At 47.5% G+C, this 16,784-nt stretch carries 18 protein-coding genes; 7 read left to right on the top strand and 11 right to left on the bottom strand.

Annotated elements, in window-relative coordinates:
• Positions 1-67 precede the first annotated feature (67 nt).
• Positions 68-1,441, top strand: a complete 1,374-nt coding sequence (gene waaA, locus C504_RS0106950) for a lipid IV(A) 3-deoxy-D-manno-octulosonic acid transferase (protein ID WP_018688600.1) — start codon at positions 68-70, stop codon at positions 1,439-1,441.
• Positions 1,428-2,468 carry a tetraacyldisaccharide 4'-kinase gene (lpxK, locus tag C504_RS0106945; RefSeq protein WP_018688599.1) on the top strand — a complete coding sequence of 347 codons (1,041 nt, stop codon included), beginning with the start codon at positions 1,428-1,430 and terminating at the stop codon, positions 2,466-2,468. Before waaA ends, lpxK begins: the two co-directional genes overlap by 14 nt.
• Here lpxK and C504_RS0106940 read toward each other — a convergent pair.
• Entirely contained in the window at positions 2,461-2,676 is a 216-nt protein-coding gene (locus C504_RS0106940; protein ID WP_018688598.1) for a DUF2093 domain-containing protein, read from the bottom strand. The genes lpxK and C504_RS0106940 overlap by 8 nt on opposite strands.
• Before the next feature lie 84 nt (positions 2,677-2,760).
• Positions 2,761-4,611, bottom strand: coding sequence for a DNA mismatch repair endonuclease MutL (mutL, locus tag C504_RS0106935; protein ID WP_018688597.1), 1,851 nt, complete (start codon positions 4,609-4,611; stop codon positions 2,761-2,763).
• A 128-nt stretch (positions 4,612-4,739) separates the two neighbouring features.
• On the opposite strand from mutL, the gene C504_RS0106930 reads away from it, so the two are divergent.
• Complete coding sequence (locus tag C504_RS0106930) at positions 4,740-5,081, top strand: protein tyrosine phosphatase family protein (RefSeq protein WP_026317289.1); 342 nt, start codon at positions 4,740-4,742, stop codon at positions 5,079-5,081.
• Between the two features lie 9 nt (positions 5,082-5,090).
• Here the strand turns inward: C504_RS0106930 and C504_RS0106925 are convergent, their stop codons facing one another.
• The 7 genes from C504_RS0106925 to C504_RS17370 form a co-directional block, all read right to left on the bottom strand.
• Positions 5,091-6,053: a PCC domain-containing protein gene (locus C504_RS0106925; RefSeq protein ID WP_018688595.1), complete on the bottom strand. Its 963-nt coding sequence runs from the start codon at positions 6,051-6,053 to the stop codon at positions 5,091-5,093.
• Positions 6,053-7,642, bottom strand: coding sequence for an acyl-CoA synthetase (locus tag C504_RS0106920; protein WP_018688594.1), 1,590 nt, complete (start codon positions 7,640-7,642; stop codon positions 6,053-6,055). The genes C504_RS0106925 and C504_RS0106920 overlap by 1 nt, the downstream gene beginning before the upstream one ends.
• Entirely contained in the window at positions 7,639-8,802 is a 1,164-nt protein-coding gene (locus C504_RS0106915) for an acetyl-CoA acetyltransferase (RefSeq protein ID WP_018688593.1), read from the bottom strand. Before C504_RS0106915 ends, C504_RS0106920 begins: the two co-directional genes overlap by 4 nt.
• Before the next feature lie 65 nt (positions 8,803-8,867).
• The gene (locus C504_RS0106910; protein ID WP_018688592.1) at positions 8,868-10,349 is read right to left on the bottom strand and encodes a protein adenylyltransferase SelO; all 1,482 of its coding nucleotides are present in this window, start codon (positions 10,347-10,349) and stop codon (positions 8,868-8,870) included.
• A gap of 31 nt (positions 10,350-10,380) precedes the next feature.
• Positions 10,381-10,782 (bottom strand): Fur family transcriptional regulator, encoded by a 402-nt coding sequence (locus C504_RS0106905; RefSeq protein ID WP_018688591.1) that lies wholly within the window; start codon positions 10,780-10,782, stop codon positions 10,381-10,383.
• A complete protein-coding gene (locus C504_RS0106900) occupies positions 10,782-11,588 on the bottom strand; it encodes a metal ABC transporter permease (protein WP_018688590.1) in 807 nt (268 codons plus the stop codon). Before C504_RS0106900 ends, C504_RS0106905 begins: the two co-directional genes overlap by 1 nt.
• On the bottom strand, positions 11,581-12,411 hold the full coding sequence (locus tag C504_RS17370; protein WP_018688589.1) for an ATP-binding cassette domain-containing protein: 831 nt from the start codon (positions 12,409-12,411) through the stop codon (positions 11,581-11,583). The genes C504_RS0106900 and C504_RS17370 overlap by 8 nt, the downstream gene beginning before the upstream one ends.
• A 153-nt stretch (positions 12,412-12,564) precedes the next feature.
• Between C504_RS17370 and C504_RS0106890 the strand changes: the two genes are divergently transcribed.
• Positions 12,565-13,530: a zinc ABC transporter substrate-binding protein gene (locus C504_RS0106890; RefSeq protein WP_169385090.1), complete on the top strand. Its 966-nt coding sequence runs from the start codon at positions 12,565-12,567 to the stop codon at positions 13,528-13,530.
• Between the two features lie 63 nt (positions 13,531-13,593).
• On the opposite strand, the gene msrQ is transcribed toward C504_RS0106890, so the two are convergent.
• A complete protein-coding gene (msrQ, locus tag C504_RS0106885; protein ID WP_018688587.1) occupies positions 13,594-14,226 on the bottom strand; it encodes a protein-methionine-sulfoxide reductase heme-binding subunit MsrQ in 633 nt (210 codons plus the stop codon).
• A gap of 2 nt (positions 14,227-14,228) precedes the next feature.
• The gene (gene msrP / locus C504_RS0106880; RefSeq protein ID WP_026317287.1) at positions 14,229-15,191 is read right to left on the bottom strand and encodes a protein-methionine-sulfoxide reductase catalytic subunit MsrP; all 963 of its coding nucleotides are present in this window, start codon (positions 15,189-15,191) and stop codon (positions 14,229-14,231) included.
• Positions 15,192-15,340: 149 nt separating this feature from the next.
• Here msrP and C504_RS0106875 point away from each other — a divergent pair, with 149 nt between their 5' ends.
• From C504_RS0106875 to C504_RS0106865, 3 genes are read left to right on the top strand one after another with little or no spacing between them, the layout of a single operon-like run.
• Positions 15,341-15,775 (top strand): YqaA family protein, encoded by a 435-nt coding sequence (locus C504_RS0106875; protein ID WP_018688585.1) that lies wholly within the window; start codon positions 15,341-15,343, stop codon positions 15,773-15,775.
• A 56-nt stretch (positions 15,776-15,831) separates the two neighbouring features.
• Positions 15,832-16,506 carry a DUF2161 domain-containing phosphodiesterase gene (locus C504_RS0106870; protein ID WP_041951628.1) on the top strand — a complete coding sequence of 225 codons (675 nt, stop codon included), beginning with the start codon at positions 15,832-15,834 and terminating at the stop codon, positions 16,504-16,506.
• Positions 16,499-16,729, top strand: coding sequence for a hypothetical protein (locus C504_RS0106865; RefSeq protein ID WP_018688583.1), 231 nt, complete (start codon positions 16,499-16,501; stop codon positions 16,727-16,729). The genes C504_RS0106870 and C504_RS0106865 overlap by 8 nt, the downstream gene beginning before the upstream one ends.
• Positions 16,730-16,784 lie beyond the last annotated feature (55 nt).

Here is a 16,784-nt window from a genome sequence, read left to right as displayed (position 1 = left end):
TTGAAATTCATAACGCGGTTTCTAACAATACGTGTGAAACGGGATATTATTAGTTTGGATATTGGTAATGAGTGAGCGGTGGGCAAGTGCTGCGCTGCAGACTTACCGCTGGGTAGGGCTCGCCGCATATCCATTTCTTGGCGCTTATGTGGCATTGCGTGCCTCGCGTGGCAAAGAGCAACATGCGCGCCGCCATGAGCGTTACGGTAAAGCTTCTCTTCCTCGGCCTGAAGGTCCGCTCGTATGGGTGCATGCAGTCAGCGTTGGTGAAACCGGTGCTGTTCTTGGTTTGATAGAGCGCATGTTGTCAAAGGGCCTCAATATTGTCCTCACAACAGGAACAACAACGTCTGCCGCACTTGTTCGCGAACGTTTGGGCGACAAAGTCATTCATCAATATGTACCGCTAGATTTAAAACCAGCGGTAAGCCGTTTTCTCAATTATTGGCGCCCCGATGCCGCAATTTTTGCCGAGTCAGAAGTTTGGCCAATGACCATATTGGAGCTTGGTGCTCGGCGTATTCCGCAAATCTTGATCAACGGGCGCATGTCAGACCGTTCGTTTAACCGCTGGAAGAAACGATCCGCACTTGCTGACTCATTATTTGAGAACTTTCATCATGTCGCGGCACAATCGGAACGCGATGCAGAACGTTTTCGCGAACTTGGTGCACGCCCAGTAACCGTTACAGGCAATTTGAAAGCAGATGTTCGAATTCCTTCTGTGGATAGTGAAACAAAGTCCCAGCTCGAAAATGCAATTGCAAACAGACCCGTATGGGCTGCTATTTCCACGCATGATGGCGAAGAAAAAGTTGCTGCGCGCGTTCACCGTGCGTTGAAAAAACATTGGCCGGAACTGCTCACAATTATTGTGCCACGCCATCCTAAGCGCAGTGCAGATATTCAGAAAATGCTGGTTGAGTATGGCCTAAATGTATCCATGCGCTCGGTCGATAAAATGCCGGATGCAAATGCTGATATCTTTTTAGGCGACACGATTGGCGAAATGGGACTTTATCTGCGCATGGCAGGTGTTGCTTTCGTCGGTAAATCACTGAAAGGCGAAGGTGGCCAAAATCCGCTAGAACCTGCCGTGCTCGATACGGCAATTTTATCAGGGCCGAACGTTTCGGCATTTGAAGAGGCGTATAAAAAATTGGTTGCCGCACACGGCGCGCGCTTTGTTGAAGATGAGATTTCACTTGCCAAAGCAGTGTACAAATTGTTGGCAAATGACAAGCTGAGAACAGCGATGGCAATGTCTGCAGCACGCGTTGTTAGCGACATGGAAGGTGCATTGGATGATACTTGGGACATGCTTGGCCCCTATATTCAACCGCTCATTGTGAATGCACAGCTTGGAAACGCTTATCAAACGTCTGATGACGATGACATAAACGGCACGCAGGGTGGAAAGAAACGCATTGGCTGGAAATGAAACGCCTCCATTTTGGTATGAAGCGCCCGGTTGGAAGTCTCGTTTAGCAGGTCCAATCAGCGCAATTTATGGTGCGGTTGCACGCAGACGCATGGATAAAGCTGATCCAAAGCGCGTCCTTGCACCTGTTCTTTGTATTGGTAATCTGACTGTCGGGGGCACGGGTAAAACACCCACTGCCATTGCCATTGCCATTGCTGCAAAAAAACACAAATACCGCCCAGGATTTGTCAGCCGTGGTTATGGCGGCATTCATGTTCGCTCACATTTGGTTGACCCAAAAAGCGATACTGTTACAGCGGTTGGCGATGAACCTTTGTTGCTGGCACGTTACGCACCCACAATCGTCGGGCATAACCGAGCAAACAGTGCACAGGCACTAATTGATCAAGGATGTGATTTCATCATCATGGATGATGGCTTTCAAAGCCGCACATTACATTATGATTATGCTTTAATAACTCTGGATGCACGGCGCGGTATTGGCAATGGATCGGTAATTCCAGGCGGTCCATTGCGCGCGCCATTGATTGATCAGATGCGCTGGGCAACGGCGATTTTGCGTATTGGTGATGGCGACAGGGGAGACAGAGTTATTCGTGCCGCAGCACGCGCGGCAAAACCGATCATGCATGGCCATCTTAAACCGGCGCATGTGCGCGGCATTTCAAAAAAGAATGTCCTCGCTTTTGCAGGCATTGGTGACCCGACAAAATTTTACGAAACGCTCGCCAATTATGGCTGCAAGCTTGTTGGTAAGCACTCTTTTGCCGATCATCATGTTTATACGCACAGTGATGCCCGTCACTTGCTCGACAAAGCCAATGCTGAAGGTCTCGAGCTTGTGACGACTGAAAAAGATGCGGTACGTCTAACGCATATTGAAGGCCCGTTGGCCGAGCTAAGAGAAAGAACGCATGTTCTTCCTGTTTCATTGGTTTTTGAAGCCGAAACAGATGTGGATAGTATCATTCTCGAAACGGCTGAAAAATACCATCAATCCCGTATTAAAAACGGTTCTATCTAACGCTTGCCGTCTTTTCAGCCTCAAGTGAGGCTTTAACGTCGATATAAGCTTCTTGCCGCTCAACAGACCAATATTTCAACTCTTCGATAGAAATAAGTTTTCCAGTGATCGCGCATTTAACAAATGTACCCGGCTTAATGACACGAAAATCAGCATCCAGATATTTGAGCTTGGCTTCGCTCGCGCCCTGTAGACCATGAATGTTCATATCCGTATCCTAATCAGTGGTAATTTGCGTTGTATCTATTGCGCTTTTGACTCTATCTGTGTGCTCGGTCAAGACAACCCCTGTCTAACGACGGCCGAAAAGTCTTTCCATATCAGCCAATTGCAACTCAATAAAAGTCGGGCGTCCATGATTGCATGTGCTTGAACCGGGCGTTGCTTCCATCTGGCGAAGTAGGGCATTCATCTCTTCATTGCGCATGCGGCGACCCGCGCGCACGGAGCCGTGGCAAGCCATGGTGGAGGCTACTTTTTCGATCATGTCTTTAAGACGCAGCGTACCGTCAGTTTGACCACCATCTAAGATATCACCAGCCAGATCACGGATGAGGCTATGTGTATCTGTGTCACCTAGAATGGCAGGCGTTCCGCGAACAGCGATTGCACCCGGTCCAAAACTTTCAATCAAAAGTCCGAACCGTTCCAGTTCATTGCTCACAACCAATAGTGCTTCGGCTTCATCTGCATTCAGATCAATAATATCGGGAACCAGCAACATTTGACTTGGCATTACGCGTTCTGAAAGTGCTTTTTTCAAAGACTCAAATACCAATCGCTCATGAGCTGCATGTTGATCAACAATGACTACCGAGTTTTCTGTTTGAGAAACAATATAAGTGTCGTGAATTTGCGCGCGTGCAGCCCCGAGTGGAAATTGTGTTTCTTTTCGCGCTGCTTCTGTGTTGTCAGTACGCGGCGATACCTCTGCCAAATCTCGCACAACAGGCGGCATATCAGACATTCGAGATTGTGAGTTTTCATGAAAGCCATTGGCAGAGCTGTACGAGTGAGATGTAAAATCTTGCTCAAGTGGCCTTTGCCAGCCTTGTTGGCTTTCGATGTTTTGGTGCTGCGAATTATTCACATGAAAGCCAGGCTTAAAAGCTTCGCTCATTGCACTGGCGGCCGATGTGGAAGCGCGAACGCCTTCTTGCGCAAGTGCATGGCGAATACCGGAAACAATCAGGCCGCGCACCAAACCTGGATCGCGAAAGCGCACATCCGCTTTTGCAGGATGCACATTCACATCAACCAGCGCTGGATCAATGTCGATAAACAGAACAACAACCGGAAAACGATCACGCACCAACATGTCTGAATAAGCGCCACGCAATGCGCCCAGTATCTGGCGGTCCTTAATGGGCCTTCCATTCACATAGGCATATTGATGCGCCGCATTGCCACGGTGATAGGAAGGCAGCGATATCAGGCCCGTTATGGATACGCCGTCACGTTCGACATTGAGCTCAATGCAATTGTCCGCAAACTCTTGGCCAAGAACTTGCGCGATACGCTTTTTGCGTCCAGCTGCATCTGCACTGCATTTTGGAAAATCAAGGATTTGACGTTCGGTGCCAGACAGTGAAAATCCAACCGCAGGCGCAGCCATTGCAATGCGGCGTATGACATCATTGATCGCTGTGCTTTCTGCACGTTCGGACTTCATGAACTTCAAACGGGCAGGTGTCGCGTAAAATAAATCGCGCACTTCCACCCTTGTACCAGGATTGCTTGCCGAGGGTTTAGGGCCAGACACTGTGCCGCCTTCTACATCAATGCGCGCGCCGTCTGTACCGTCGTGCTGCCGTGATGTTAGCGATAATTTGGCAACCGACCCAATGGAAGGCAAAGCCTCACCGCGAAACCCAAGGGATTGAATAGCGCTTAGGCCATGTTCCATTTTGGATGTACAGTGGCGAGAGATCGCAAGCTGCAAATCATCGCCCGTCATACCATGGCCATTATCGACCACGCTCATATAGGTTTTGCCGCCTGCCGCTGTTGAAACCTCAACGCGGGTTGCACCTGCATCCAGAGCGTTTTCAACAAGCTCTTTAATAACACTAGCAGGCCGCTCGACGACTTCGCCGGCAGCTATTTGGTTGACTGTGATTTCATCGAGGCGTCTAATTTGCATAGCGCTTATATAGGCCAAATTGATTAGCGCTTAAACAGCTGTATGATGATATCAACCACTTGCTAAAAACGTTGATTGCAAGCCAAGTGCATATTATTGTGCGTTCAAGAACAATGTTGGATTTAATTATGAATTTGCCTGATGATTACCGTAAAATTGATGATGAAGTTGCTGTTTCAGGGCAAATTACACCTGAACAAGTCGCTGACATTAAAGCTGCTGGATATAAATCTATCATCTGCAATAGACCGGATGGAGAATCAGCGGATCAACCGAATTTTGAACTCATTGAAGCCGCGGCTAATGAAGCAGGTTTAGCTATCCGTTATATTCCCGTGACAAAAATGGGAATGACACCGGAGAATATTGAAGACACACGCACCGCGCTCGATGATTTGGAGCGTCCTATCTATGCCTATTGTCGATCTGGTGCCCGTTCAACCAACCTCTATGGCATAGCCAAGGGCTGACAATAAAAGCTAGTAACTTGCGTCGCGGACTTGGCGCATGGTTGCTAATACCGATGGGTCTTTGACTTCCATCAAATATATTTCGGCTGTGATGCATATCGGCGCATGGCCCTTAATCAGATAGCCACAAAATTCAGTGCCTGCTTCATCGACGAGGTTCGTTAGAATGGAGGCTGTATGCTTGCCGTTTTCATTCAGCATAACTTCTCCGTTAAAAGAAATAGCTTCGGTTCCGACACTTGAAACTTTTTGAATGTCACCGCGCATGCTGAGTGCTGGTGCATTAAGACTGCCAAGAGACGCGCCAATGATTGCATTTTCAATGCCGTGTTCTTTGCAAAAGTTTTCAAGCGCGATGGGCAAATCCTCATTGGGATGAACCCGAATGAAATATTCGCGGCCGAATTCGTCGCTAATCTGCGGCGGGGCATGCTTATCAATTTCAAAAATGGCATGAAGCGTTTCTTCGCTTGCGCGCTTTGTAATGCTTGCACCAATAAAAACATTCATTTGCGCGCTAATCGGCTCGCTGATGATGCAATCTGGCGCAAATAAATGACCACCCATTTCTGTTGACTGGTTGCTGCTCACAAAACGCGCATGGCAATGAACAAAATGCGGCGCGTCTTCAGCAAAGCCAAATGAACAAGTGCCCATCAAAATTTGCTTGTCCGCTAGGTCACGAATAAAGGTGTAATTTGCTGATTTACCCTCGCGTGCTGGCCCGCCCGTTGTAAAACGGGTTTTAGAAAATTCTCCGCCATTGATAGAGGCCGTTCCGCACTCGCCGCCGAGATTTTTGGCAGCTTCGATGACAGCATCATGCAGGTTTTTGCCTACTGGCAAGATCACATGATCGGAAACAACTTCGGGTATTTCAACATAGTCTATGCGTGTTGAATTAAGCGGTCCCGGGTGCTTCATGTGGTACGCTTTTGGTAAGTCAGCGCGTGCCATTTTCACTGCTGGCATTACTGAATTTCCTCAATCAAACCATCGGCCAAAAGCAATTCTCGAACGCGGCGTTTCTCGACTTTGCCATAGCTCGATTTTGGTAATTCATCGCGAAACACGATAAGTTTTGGCTGCTTATACCGTGCAACCTTATCGGCAAACCATGCACGCAGTTCTGTTTCATCTAATACCGCGCCGTTAGATAAAGCGATGACCGCCGCACCGACTTCGCCCCAGTTTGCATCGGGTACGCCAACAATCGCGATTTCCGCAATGGCTGGATGTTCCAGAAGCTTTTCTTCAATTTCTCTTGGGTAAATATTTGAGCCGCCTGAAATATACATGTCAGATTTTCGGCCGGTAAGATAAACATAACCAGCGTCATCCATATGCCCAATGTCGCCTGTTAAAAACCAACCGTTTTGAAAGCTTTCAGCATTCGCTTTTGGATTGTTGTAATAACCAGAGAATACAGCAGGGCCGCGCACGCCAATAGCGCCAGTTTCACCCAGCGGCAATTCAGTTGCGCTATCGTTTAAAATGGCGATCTGCATGCCTGTACGGGCATAGCCGCATGTGCCGATGCGCATCTGTGCGTCATCAAGGAAATGTTCATTTGCGGGTAGCACAGTGATAGCGCCAGTCACTTCGCCGAGCCCAAAATACTGAACAAGAACTGGTCCGAGTTTTTCGAGCGCTGTTTTTTGATCCGCGCGATACATGGGTGCACCAGCATAAATCACATGTTTGAGGCTGCTATGATCAAACAGATCAACACTTGGGTGTTCGACCAATCTTTTCACGATTGTTGGAACTGTGAACATATTGGTGATTTTGTGCTTCTCAACGAGTTGCCATAATTCGTGCGGATCAAGCCCGTCAATCTTGGTTAAAACTGTTTTTGCGCCACGCGAGACTTGCACAAAAAAGTGTAATCCAGCGCCATGCGAAAGTGGGGCAACAACCAGCGATGCATCTTGCGGCGATAAGCCGGGCATTAAATCTGCCGCATGATTAGTCAGCACAAACCCAAGCTGGCCATGTGTTAGCGCTGCGCATTTAGGCGTTCCCGTCGTGCCAGAAGTAAAGAAGAACCAAGCCGGATCATTATGCTCAACATGGGCTTCATTAAATGCGCCGTGTTTCATATTCGCAGCGATCAGTTCTTCGTAATTCTCTCCGATGATAATCGGCTTGCTCTTCATCTGCGCCAAATGAGAAAGCGCTGTTATATGATCAGGAAAATCAGCATTGCCAATGAAGTATGTCGCGCCTGAAATCTCCGCCATTTGAGCGATCTCTGCGGGGTTTAAACGAAAATTCGTTGGCACCAATACGGCGCCTGTTTTGAATATTGCATACATCGCTTCTGCCATATCAAGGCAGTTGCTCGAATGCAGAAGAACGCGGTCGCCCTTTTGAACGTCTATGTGTTTGAGTGCATGCGCAATTGCATCAACGCGGGCATTCATCGCTTCCCAGCTTCTAATGTCATCGCCGCGAATGAGTGCAGGGACATCTTTCAAACGGCGTGAAGCTTGCGTCAAAAAATGGCCGATATTCATAACGGCATTTGTCTGGCGCTCAATGTTAAGACCAGCGCTCATCGTAGGCGCTCTAAAATGCTGGTATAGTTCGCAGCTGCTGTGCCGCCCATATTGAATATTGCCGCCAGTTTTGCGTCTTTTACTTTCGCACCAGCAATTTCGCCCATCAATTGTTTGGTGGCCATCACATGCATGGAAACACCCGTCGCACCAACGGGATGGCCTTTTGCTTTAAGACCGCCCGAAGGGTTCACAGGCAGGCGACCACCGATAGCAGTCTCGCCAGAACGCGCGATGTCACCACCTTGGCCGCGCTTCGCAAGGCCCATAATTTCATATTCAATGAGTTCTGCAATGGTGAAGCAGTCATGAACTTCTGCAAAGCTTAAATCATCAAGCGTTAAACCAGCGCTTTCTAACGCTTTATTCCAAGACATGCGCGCCCCTAAAAACTCAGTGGGGTCTTTCTTTGATAGGGCCAGATAATCATTGACCTGTTCAGCAGCGCGAAACGACACAGCGTGCTCCATCGCTTCGGCTGCTTTGTCGTGTGAAATGATCAGCGCCGCTGCCCCATCAGAAATGAGCGAGCAATCGGTACGCCGAAGCGGCCCAGCTACATATGGATTTTTGTCTGAGATTTGGTTGCAAAACTCAAAGCCAAAATCCTTTTGCATATGTGCAAGCGGATTGAGCGTACCATTGGCGTGATTTTTCGCCGCGATATGCGCAAGTGCATCACTCTGGTCGCCGAATTTCTGGAAGTAAGCTGATGTTATGCGCCCAAAAATGCCTGCAAACCCTGCATCAATATCAGCTTCTTCTTCAACATAAGAAGCTTTAAGCAACACATTGCCAACATCTGCTGTTGGTAGCGCCGTCATCTTTTCAACGCCGATCACCAGCACATGGCGCGCTTTGCCAGCAGCAATTCTATCAAGTGCTCCATGAATGGCCGCACTACCAGTCGCACAGGCATTTTCATAACGGGTTGCAGGAACGTGGCGCAGTTCAGGCACGGCAGACGAAACTAAACTTCCGGTAAAATCTTGGCGCACAAGGCCTGCATTAAATGTGCCTAAACAAACCGCATCTATTTCATCTACCGACAGACCAGCCTTCTCAATCGTCTCATTGGCAATATCGCCAATGAGCGCTTCGACGGTTTTATCTGTCAGTTTGCCAAAGGGTGTGTGTGCCCAGCCCGTGATTGAAGCCATGTAAATTCCTCCCGCAGCTATATTGAATGGGAACGATGCCCCAATCAATCAAAAAGCTAAACGCTTTAGGTGCCGCAGAATGTATTTTTGATAATTTCTTCTGGCCTAGGTGGCAGCAGATAGCGCTCAAATCCTGCTTGCTCTTCAAAAGGATTTGAAAGAACGTCCATCAGTTTTTCTGCAAAAGTCAGATCGCCTTCTTGTGCTGCCTCCAGCGCTTCATTGACCAAATGATTGCGCGGTATATAGGCAGGGTTCACGCTAAGCATTGCTTTTTGTCGTTCTTGATCATCTCTGTCTTCAAGATGAAGTCTTAAACGATACGCAACCATCCACATGTCAAACATGGACGGACCACCAAACAACTCATGAAAAACCATATCTTTCATGCTTGGTTCGATTGAAGCTTTTGAAAGCGCGCGGAAGAATTGGTTGAAATCAACTTCACTGGCAGTGAGGTGTTTCGTTAAATCTTGCCATAAAGCTACATCGCCTTCATTCGCCTTTTGAAAGCCAAGCTTTTTGCGAATGAGTGCCTCGTAAGTCGTTTCAAAAGTCGTCGAATAAGCATCAAGTGCCTTTTTCGCATGCTCGATAGCTTTTGCCTCATCATCGTCTAGAATTGGCAACATGGCTTGTGCCAGCGCAGATAGGTTCCACTGCCCAATAGAGGGCTGATTGCCATAAGCGTAACGGCCGCCTTGATCGATGGCACTGAAAACAGTTTTAGGATCAAATCTGTCCATAAAAGCGCAGGGTCCATAATCGATGGTCTCGCCAGCAATGGACATATTATCGGTGTTCATGACACCGTGAATAAAGCCGACCATCAGCCAGTTTGCGATAAGCTCTGCTTGTTTTTCAACCACGCCTTGCAGCATCGCAAGATAGGGATTTTCATGATTGCGCGCTTCGGGATAATGCCGCTCAATGACATGATCAGCCAATGCTTTAAGGGATGCAACGTCATCACGAGCGAAGAAAAACTGGAATGTGCCAACACGGATATGGCTGGACGCAACGCGTGTTAAAATGGCGCCTGGCAAAACCTCTTCGCGAATAACGTCGTCGCCGGTAACCAGCGCTGCCAAAGCGCGCGTGGTTGGAATACCAAGCGTATGCATCGCTTCTGAAACAATATATTCGCGCAGCACTGGCCCAATTGCAGCCTTACCATCACCGCCGCGCGAAAATGGCGTAAGGCCGCTGCCTTTAAGCTGAATGTCGCGGCGTTTTCCATTCGTGTCGATCACTTCGCCGATCAACAAAGCGCGTCCATCACCGAGCTGCGGCACAAAATTACCAAACTGATGGCCAGCATAAGCTGTCGAAATTGAGGCTGCACCATCCGGTAGTGCATTGCCAGAAAGCATGGCGATCCCAGCGTCAGATTTCAGCCATTGTGTGTCGATACCAAGTTCTTTGGCAAGGCTTTCATTAAGGGCCAATACTTCCGGTGCACTTGCCTTGGCTGGCGTGACTTTAGCGTAAAAACCCTCTGGTAATTTAGCATAGGAATTGTCGAAATTGATCGGCGCTGCCGTCATATATATTCTCCTGTTGGGAGCTGTTGAATTGCTATGCGTTGTTTTGGCATGACGCGCAAATGCCATGCAGTTCCACTGTGGTTTTTTGCAGGCTAAACGCTTCGCGTTCTGCAACTTGGCGCAGTTGAGATGTAATCGTGTCGTCGTAAATTTCCGCTACGATTCCGCAATTCTTGCATATGATGAAAGTTGCAGAGCTATGCGATGAACAGCCTGCATGCGAGCAAGCAACAAAAGCGTTCAAGCTTTCCAATCGGTGCACGTTACCAAGCGAAACCAGAGCATCTAATGCACGATAAACCTGTAAAGGTGCGCGCAAACCTTCACTGCGAAGCGAATCCAAAATTGTATAGGCGCTCAGCGGCTGCTCTGACTTATCGAGTATGCCCAATACAAGCGATTGGTTTTTGGTCAGTTTTTGCGGTGTGCCCATTACTTGTTCCTTCTTGCACGTAACATCCGAGGCGACAAACGGCTTAAAATGAAGAGGATAAGTGATGTCACAACAATTGTCGGCGCGGTAGGCGTGTCAAACTGCAAAGATCCTGCGACGCCGCCGCTCACGGATAGGATGCCTATTAATATCGATATCACGACCATCTGCTCAGGAGCTACAGAAAATTTGCGCGCGGTAGCTGCCGGTACAATCAACATTGCTGTGATTAGCAATACGCCGACAATCTTCATCGCAAGGGCAATCACCGCAGCCATCAACAGCATGAATATAATTTCCGGTAGGTTCGGATTTTTCATTTCTGCTTCGCTTAGTTCCTGGCTAACCGTTGCTGCAAACAGAGGCCGCCAAATCAGAACAAGAATGATCAATAAAACAGTGCCGCCAATATAAATGACACCGACATCTTGTTTGGAGACACCCAAAATGTCTCCAAACAAAAGGCTGTTTAAGCTAACATTGGATTGGCTAAGAAAGCTTATGGCCACAAGGCCAAGTGCTAATCCTGAGTGAGATAGCAGGCCCAATATAGCATCGGATGAAAGCGTGCCGCTGCGCCGCAATAAAATCATCACGCAGGAAATGACAGCAGAAACAACAAACACGGTAAGGGTAATGTTGATATCTAAAAAAATACCCGCAACAACACCCAACAGTGCTGAATGAGCAAGTGTATCGCCGAAATAAGCCATACGGCGCCATATGATAAAGCAGCCAAGTGGGCCAGCAATAATGGCCAAGCCAATACCGGCTAAAAGAGCGCGAGCAATAAAATCATCAAGCATGGTTTTGCTCATTTAAATGGTTGTGAGATGGCTTATCATCATGGTGACCATCGTCGCTGTGACAATGATCGGTTACTGTTCCATCCGCATGTCTGACACGCCCATCAGGCAAATGGTCGTGGTCATGGCGATGTTGATAAACCGCCAAAGTTGAATCATTGCGGGGACCGAACAGGTTCTTATAGGCCTCACTTTTCGCAACGTTTGTGGGCGTGCCTTGGCAACATACATGTCCATTAAGACAGATAACTTTGTCAGTCGCAGCCATAACAATATGCAGGTCGTGCGAAATTAATAAAATGCCGCATCCAAGATCATCTCGAATGGTCTTTATTAAATCGTAGATTGAGATTTCACCGGCAAAGTCCACGCCTTGCACAGGCTCGTCTAGCACAAGTAAATCAGGGCGGCGTGCCATAGCGCGAGCAAGCATGACCCGCTGAAACTCACCGCCTGATAGACTGCGGACTTCTGCTTTTTTTAAGTGTGCCGCACCTGTTGCGGTCAGCGCATCGTCAATCTGTACTGCTGTCAATTTACTCGTCAGGTTCATGAAGCGGCGCACATCAAGCGGCATTGTCCAATCGATAGATAGCTTCTGTGGAACATAACTGACCTTTAAATTGTCAGATCGTTGAACAGTTCCTTCGTCAGGCTTTATAATAGACAGTGCCATTTTTGCCGTCGTTGATTTTCCCGATCCATTCGGTCCAATCATTGTAACGATCTCGCCGCGGGCGACCTCAAGGTCAACACCTCTGACAAGCCAGCGCTTATCGCGATAGACGCCTGCGCCTTTAAGTGTAACGAGTGGGTCGCTCATGGAAAACCTCAAATTAGTTCTAAAAACACTTGCACTGAAAATATATTTTACGTAAGTGTTATAGTATAACATATCAACAATCGTCGACATGAAAGTGAAGAAATGTACAATATTTTGTCCGCCACCAAGGCACGTTCCAGCATTTTTCTAGCAATGAGTACACTCTTGCTTTGCACTTCTGCAAACGCTGCGCCAAAAGTGGTGGCGTCGATAGCGCCGATTCATAGCTTGGTGTCGATGGTAATGGGGGATGTTGCTGAGCCTGAGCTTTTGCTCAATGCAAATGTCTCTCCTCATGATTTCTCATTGAAGCCATCTGATGCGCGGGCGATCCAAAATGCTGATGTCGTTTTCTGGGTCGGGCCTGCGCTTGAAGCCTTTCTTGCCAAACCATTAGAGGCGCTTGATAGCAAAGACACTAATGTTGCGCTGATTGATGCGAAAGGGCTGACACTGCTTGATTTCCGTGATGGAGAAAAAATCGCAGCGGCAGGTGGTCATAAAGATGCTCATGAGCACGAAGATGATGACAAGCATGAAGGTGAGCATGATCACAAGGATAAGCAGGAAGCCGAGCACGGCCACCACGGTCATACGCATGTCGGGGATCATGATCCTCATATTTGGTTAGACCCGCGTAACGCAGCTGTAATGTTGGAAGCAATCGCAATGCAACTCGAAAGTATTGATCCGGAAAATGCAGAGACGTACCGTACTAATGCCCATAATGCATTAAGTGGACTACAAAGCTTGGAAACAAAAATATCGACAGAACTATCAAATGTTGGGAAGAAAGCTTTTGTCGCATTTCATGATGGTACCCAATATTTTGAAGCGCGGTTTGGATTGAATGCGAAGGGATTGTTGCTTGATAATCCTGAAGTTTCAGCAAGTGCAGCGCGCATGAAATCACTAAGGGAAGTACTTAAAACTGAAGATGTGGCCTGCATTTTTAGCGAAACACAATTTAACAGTGATGTTACCGCGACACTAACTGAAGGGCTGAACGTAAAAGTGGAGGTGCTTGACCCTCTTGGTGCGGGAATTGAAACAGGTGCTGGGTTGTACGGTGAATTATTGACCAAACTAACAGGCTCGTTCCAGCGCTGCCTGTCTTAAATATAATACCTCCCAAGGCTTATGCGCCGTTGCTTCAAATTTGGAGCAGCGGCGTCTTGCATTTCAGGCTGTTTGCACGGTTGTTTGGGCTTCAGCTTTTATTGGTTTCTTGCGTTTTGGATAAAATCTTCGGCTACCAACCAGCAATATTGCTAAAACAAAATAAACGATAGGCTCAACTTGCCATGTCTTGGTAAGAAGCATGTAATGCAGAGCACCCAAAACGACAGCGACATAAACAACTTTATGAAGTTTGTTCCATGCAGCTAGACCAAGCTTTCGTATAGTATAATTGTTTGATGTAAGCGCGAGCGGTGTCAGCAATAAAAAAGCCGACATGCCGATTGTGATGTAAGGACGTTTCCAAATGTCATCAACAATAGCGCTCAGGTCGAGCTGACGGTCGAGCACCGTATAAACAAGTAAATGCATGAAGACGTAAAAAAACGCGACTAAACCAATCGCACGTCGATATTTAACAAGATTGATTTTCGCAAACCGCATCAATGGCGAGATGGCCAGACCAATCAATAAAAACTGTAGCGCGCGTTCGCCCAAATTGTTTTCCAACACTTCAATCGGGTCCGGCCCAAGTGTGTTGGTGACAACGCCATATATAAGATAAGCTGCAGGCAAAAAGCCGACAAGATAAACAATCCATGTCGGCGCTTTTGTCCATAGTTTTGACTGCGCCATTGTCAGAAATTCTTTACAAGGTCCATGCCTTCATAAAGCGAAGCTACCTGTTCCTTATATCCATTGAACTGTTCTGTTTGTCTGCGTGATCCAAAGATTCCGCTGCCAATAATTTTCTCCGTCTTCTGGCTCCAACGCGGGTGATCAACGCCGGGATTTACGTTGGAATAAAAACCGTATTCACTCGGCCCTTGCAGGTTCCACGTCGTTGCTGGCTGCTCAGCTGTAAACTTAATGCCGACAATAGATTTGATGGATTTAAAGCCATATTTCCACGGCACGACCAAGCGAATTGGCGCGCCGTTTTGGTTCGGCATTTGCTTGCCATAAACACCAACGGCCAAAATGGTCAGCGGATGCATTGCCTCATCCAAACGCAACCCTTCCACATAAGGCCAGTCCAAACCAAATGCGTTTCTCTGTCCGATCATTTCTTCTGGGCGCACCAAGGTCTCAAAAGACACATATTTGGCATCACCTTGCTGATCATATTTGTTGAGCACACTCGCTAATGGAATACCGACCCAAGGGATGACCATTGACCATGCTTCAACACAGCGTAACCGGTAAATGCGTTCTTCCAGCTCAAGGCTGTTTAAAATGTCGTTGATGTCGATTGTGCCAGGATTGTTGACCAGGCCGCCAACTTTGATCGACCATGGATCTGTCGTTAGCGTTCCTGCATTGGCTGCCGGATCACCTTTGCCAGTGCCGAACTCATAAAAATTATTATGTGTCGTAATATCTTCAAACGGATTTGCTGGATCTTCTGTGGAGTAGGGGCTGTTTTTGACCGAAACATTCAACGCTTTATAGTCATCAATAGTTTTCGCATGGCCGATAGTTGGAACAGTAGCACCAGCGGCAAAACCCGCCGCGCTAACCATAAATTGGCGTCTGTTTAAAAACATCTTTTCATCTGTTATCTCGGAACCCTTCGGCATTGGATAGCGATATACAGGCATGTTTTTATCCGTTCTTTTGGCTTGCTGTTGCATTATCTATACCAGAAATGCACAGAGTTAGTTATCAACTCGGCGGATGTGATTATCACGCTTTGGTGATTCTTGCCCTAGGGTAATCTTATCAATCATGGCGCAAAGCGGCAATTTTAATGCTTATTAGCGGGTATTTCGGACTGTTCGTTGCCAGTTTTTTAGCCGCGACTTTGTTGCCTGCTGCAAGCGAGCTTGGTTTGGCTGGGCTTTATGCATCGCAGCAATATGGAATAATCCCGCTCGTTCTCATTGCCAGTCTTGGCAATACGCTTGGGAGTATAAGCAATTGGGTGATCGGCCGTTTCATTGTACGGTTTAAGGACCGCAAATGGTTTCCCGCAAGCCCTGCACAGCTTGAAGCGGCTCAACATCGATATGAGAAATATGGATATTGGAGCCTGTTATTAAGCTGGATGCCTATCATTGGAGATCCGATTACGCTGATTGCAGGTGTTTTACGCGAACCATTTTGGCGGTTTGTCTTAATCGTCGGTTTTGCCAAAACGATGCGTTATGTGATTTGGGCATTTTTCATAATGCAGATTGTCTAGTTTAGGCAGCAAAACGGTACGGTGAGGCAGTATGCTATCGCAGGATGAATATTAAAATGGCCAAAACAAAAATTGCGGAAACAGAGCTATATGAACCGATAAAGGCTTTTCTTTCCAAGCAAGGCTATCAGGTGAAAAGCGAGATCGCTGGCGCAGATATTGTCGCGGTCCGTGAGGATGAACCGCCCGTAATCGTTGAGATGAAAACAGCCTTCAGCCTCACGCTTTATCATCAGGCAACGGATCGTCAATCGATGACGGATGATGTTTATATCGCTGTACCACGTGGGGCTGGGCGCGCGTTTTTGAATAGTTTGAAGAATAATAAGCGTCTATGCAGACGCCTAGGCATTGGGCTACTAACTGTGCGCTTAAAAGACGGGTTTGTTGAACCACATCTTGATCCAGCACCTTATAAGCCGCGCCAATCAAAGCGAAAGGTGGGACGTCTGTTGCGCGAGTTTGAATTGCGCGTGGGCGATCCAAATCAGGGTGGCATTAACAAGCAAACGATTGTAACTGCTTACCGACAGGATGCGTTACGTTGCTTGCAATATTTATCAGATAATGGACCGTCAAAAGCATCTAATGTTGCTAAGGCAATATCGGTGTCGCGGGCACGAGCAATTATGGCCGCAGATTATTATGGTTGGTTTGATAGGGTGGAACGCGGTATCTACTCAATTACGCCAAAAGGTGAAGCCGCAAAAAAGGACAATGATAATGAGTAAGAGGCCTGGATTTTTCGACTTCAATACACCGTTTTTCTATCCGGTCTGGCGGCGCTACGCTGTGGTGTCCGTGCTTTTTTTATGGGCATTGTTTGAGCTATATGCAGGTGCCGTAACTTGGGCGATCATATTTTTTGGTCTGGGGGTAATCGCAGCTGTAAAAATGTATCAAACCGATTGGTCAGCAGTCAAACAAGACGACCTTGATGATCAGGAAAAGTAAGCGGCCTTAAGTAGCTCGATGTCTAATCTTTCAGCGCTCTGAAATCATAAAAAGG

The sequence above is a fragment of the Ahrensia kielensis DSM 5890 genome, assembly GCF_000374465.1.
In the GTDB taxonomy this organism is placed as follows: domain Bacteria; phylum Pseudomonadota; class Alphaproteobacteria; order Rhizobiales; family Rhizobiaceae; genus Ahrensia; species Ahrensia kielensis.
This window is presented reverse-complemented; position numbering and strand designations above follow the sequence as displayed.

What these genes read in the sequence shown, in the direction of transcription:
- C504_RS0106915 (WP_018688593.1), bottom strand. Translation starts at nt 8,802, where the DNA reads ATGGCTTCAATCACGGGCTGGGCACACACACCCTTTGGCAAACTGACA.
- C504_RS0106925 (WP_018688595.1), bottom strand. Translation starts at nt 6,053, where the DNA reads ATGCCAGCAGTGAAAATGGCACGCGCTGACTTACCAAAAGCGTACCAC.
- C504_RS0106900 (WP_018688590.1), bottom strand. Translation starts at nt 11,588, where the DNA reads ATGCTTGATGATTTTATTGCTCGCGCTCTTTTAGCCGGTATTGGCTTG.
- C504_RS0106910 (WP_018688592.1), bottom strand. Translation starts at nt 10,349, where the DNA reads ATGACGGCAGCGCCGATCAATTTCGACAATTCCTATGCTAAATTACCA.
- mutL (WP_018688597.1), bottom strand. Translation starts at nt 4,611, where the DNA reads ATGCAAATTAGACGCCTCGATGAAATCACAGTCAACCAAATAGCTGCC.
- C504_RS17370 (WP_018688589.1), bottom strand. Translation starts at nt 12,411, where the DNA reads ATGAGCGACCCACTCGTTACACTTAAAGGCGCAGGCGTCTATCGCGAT.
- C504_RS0106875 (WP_018688585.1), top strand. Translation starts at nt 15,341, where the DNA reads ATGCTTATTAGCGGGTATTTCGGACTGTTCGTTGCCAGTTTTTTAGCC.
- C504_RS0106890 (WP_169385090.1), top strand. Translation starts at nt 12,565, where the DNA reads ATGAGTACACTCTTGCTTTGCACTTCTGCAAACGCTGCGCCAAAAGTG.
- C504_RS0106865 (WP_018688583.1), top strand. Translation starts at nt 16,499, where the DNA reads ATGAGTAAGAGGCCTGGATTTTTCGACTTCAATACACCGTTTTTCTAT.
- C504_RS0106905 (WP_018688591.1), bottom strand. Translation starts at nt 10,782, where the DNA reads ATGGGCACACCGCAAAAACTGACCAAAAACCAATCGCTTGTATTGGGC.
- C504_RS0106870 (WP_041951628.1), top strand. Translation starts at nt 15,832, where the DNA reads ATGGCCAAAACAAAAATTGCGGAAACAGAGCTATATGAACCGATAAAG.
- C504_RS0106930 (WP_026317289.1), top strand. Translation starts at nt 4,740, where the DNA reads ATGAATTTGCCTGATGATTACCGTAAAATTGATGATGAAGTTGCTGTT.
- C504_RS0106920 (WP_018688594.1), bottom strand. Translation starts at nt 7,642, where the DNA reads ATGAGCGCTGGTCTTAACATTGAGCGCCAGACAAATGCCGTTATGAAT.
- waaA (WP_018688600.1), top strand. Translation starts at nt 68, where the DNA reads ATGAGTGAGCGGTGGGCAAGTGCTGCGCTGCAGACTTACCGCTGGGTA.
- C504_RS0106940 (WP_018688598.1), bottom strand. Translation starts at nt 2,676, where the DNA reads ATGAACATTCATGGTCTACAGGGCGCGAGCGAAGCCAAGCTCAAATAT.
- msrP (WP_026317287.1), bottom strand. Translation starts at nt 15,191, where the DNA reads ATGCCTGTATATCGCTATCCAATGCCGAAGGGTTCCGAGATAACAGAT.
- msrQ (WP_018688587.1), bottom strand. Translation starts at nt 14,226, where the DNA reads ATGGCGCAGTCAAAACTATGGACAAAAGCGCCGACATGGATTGTTTAT.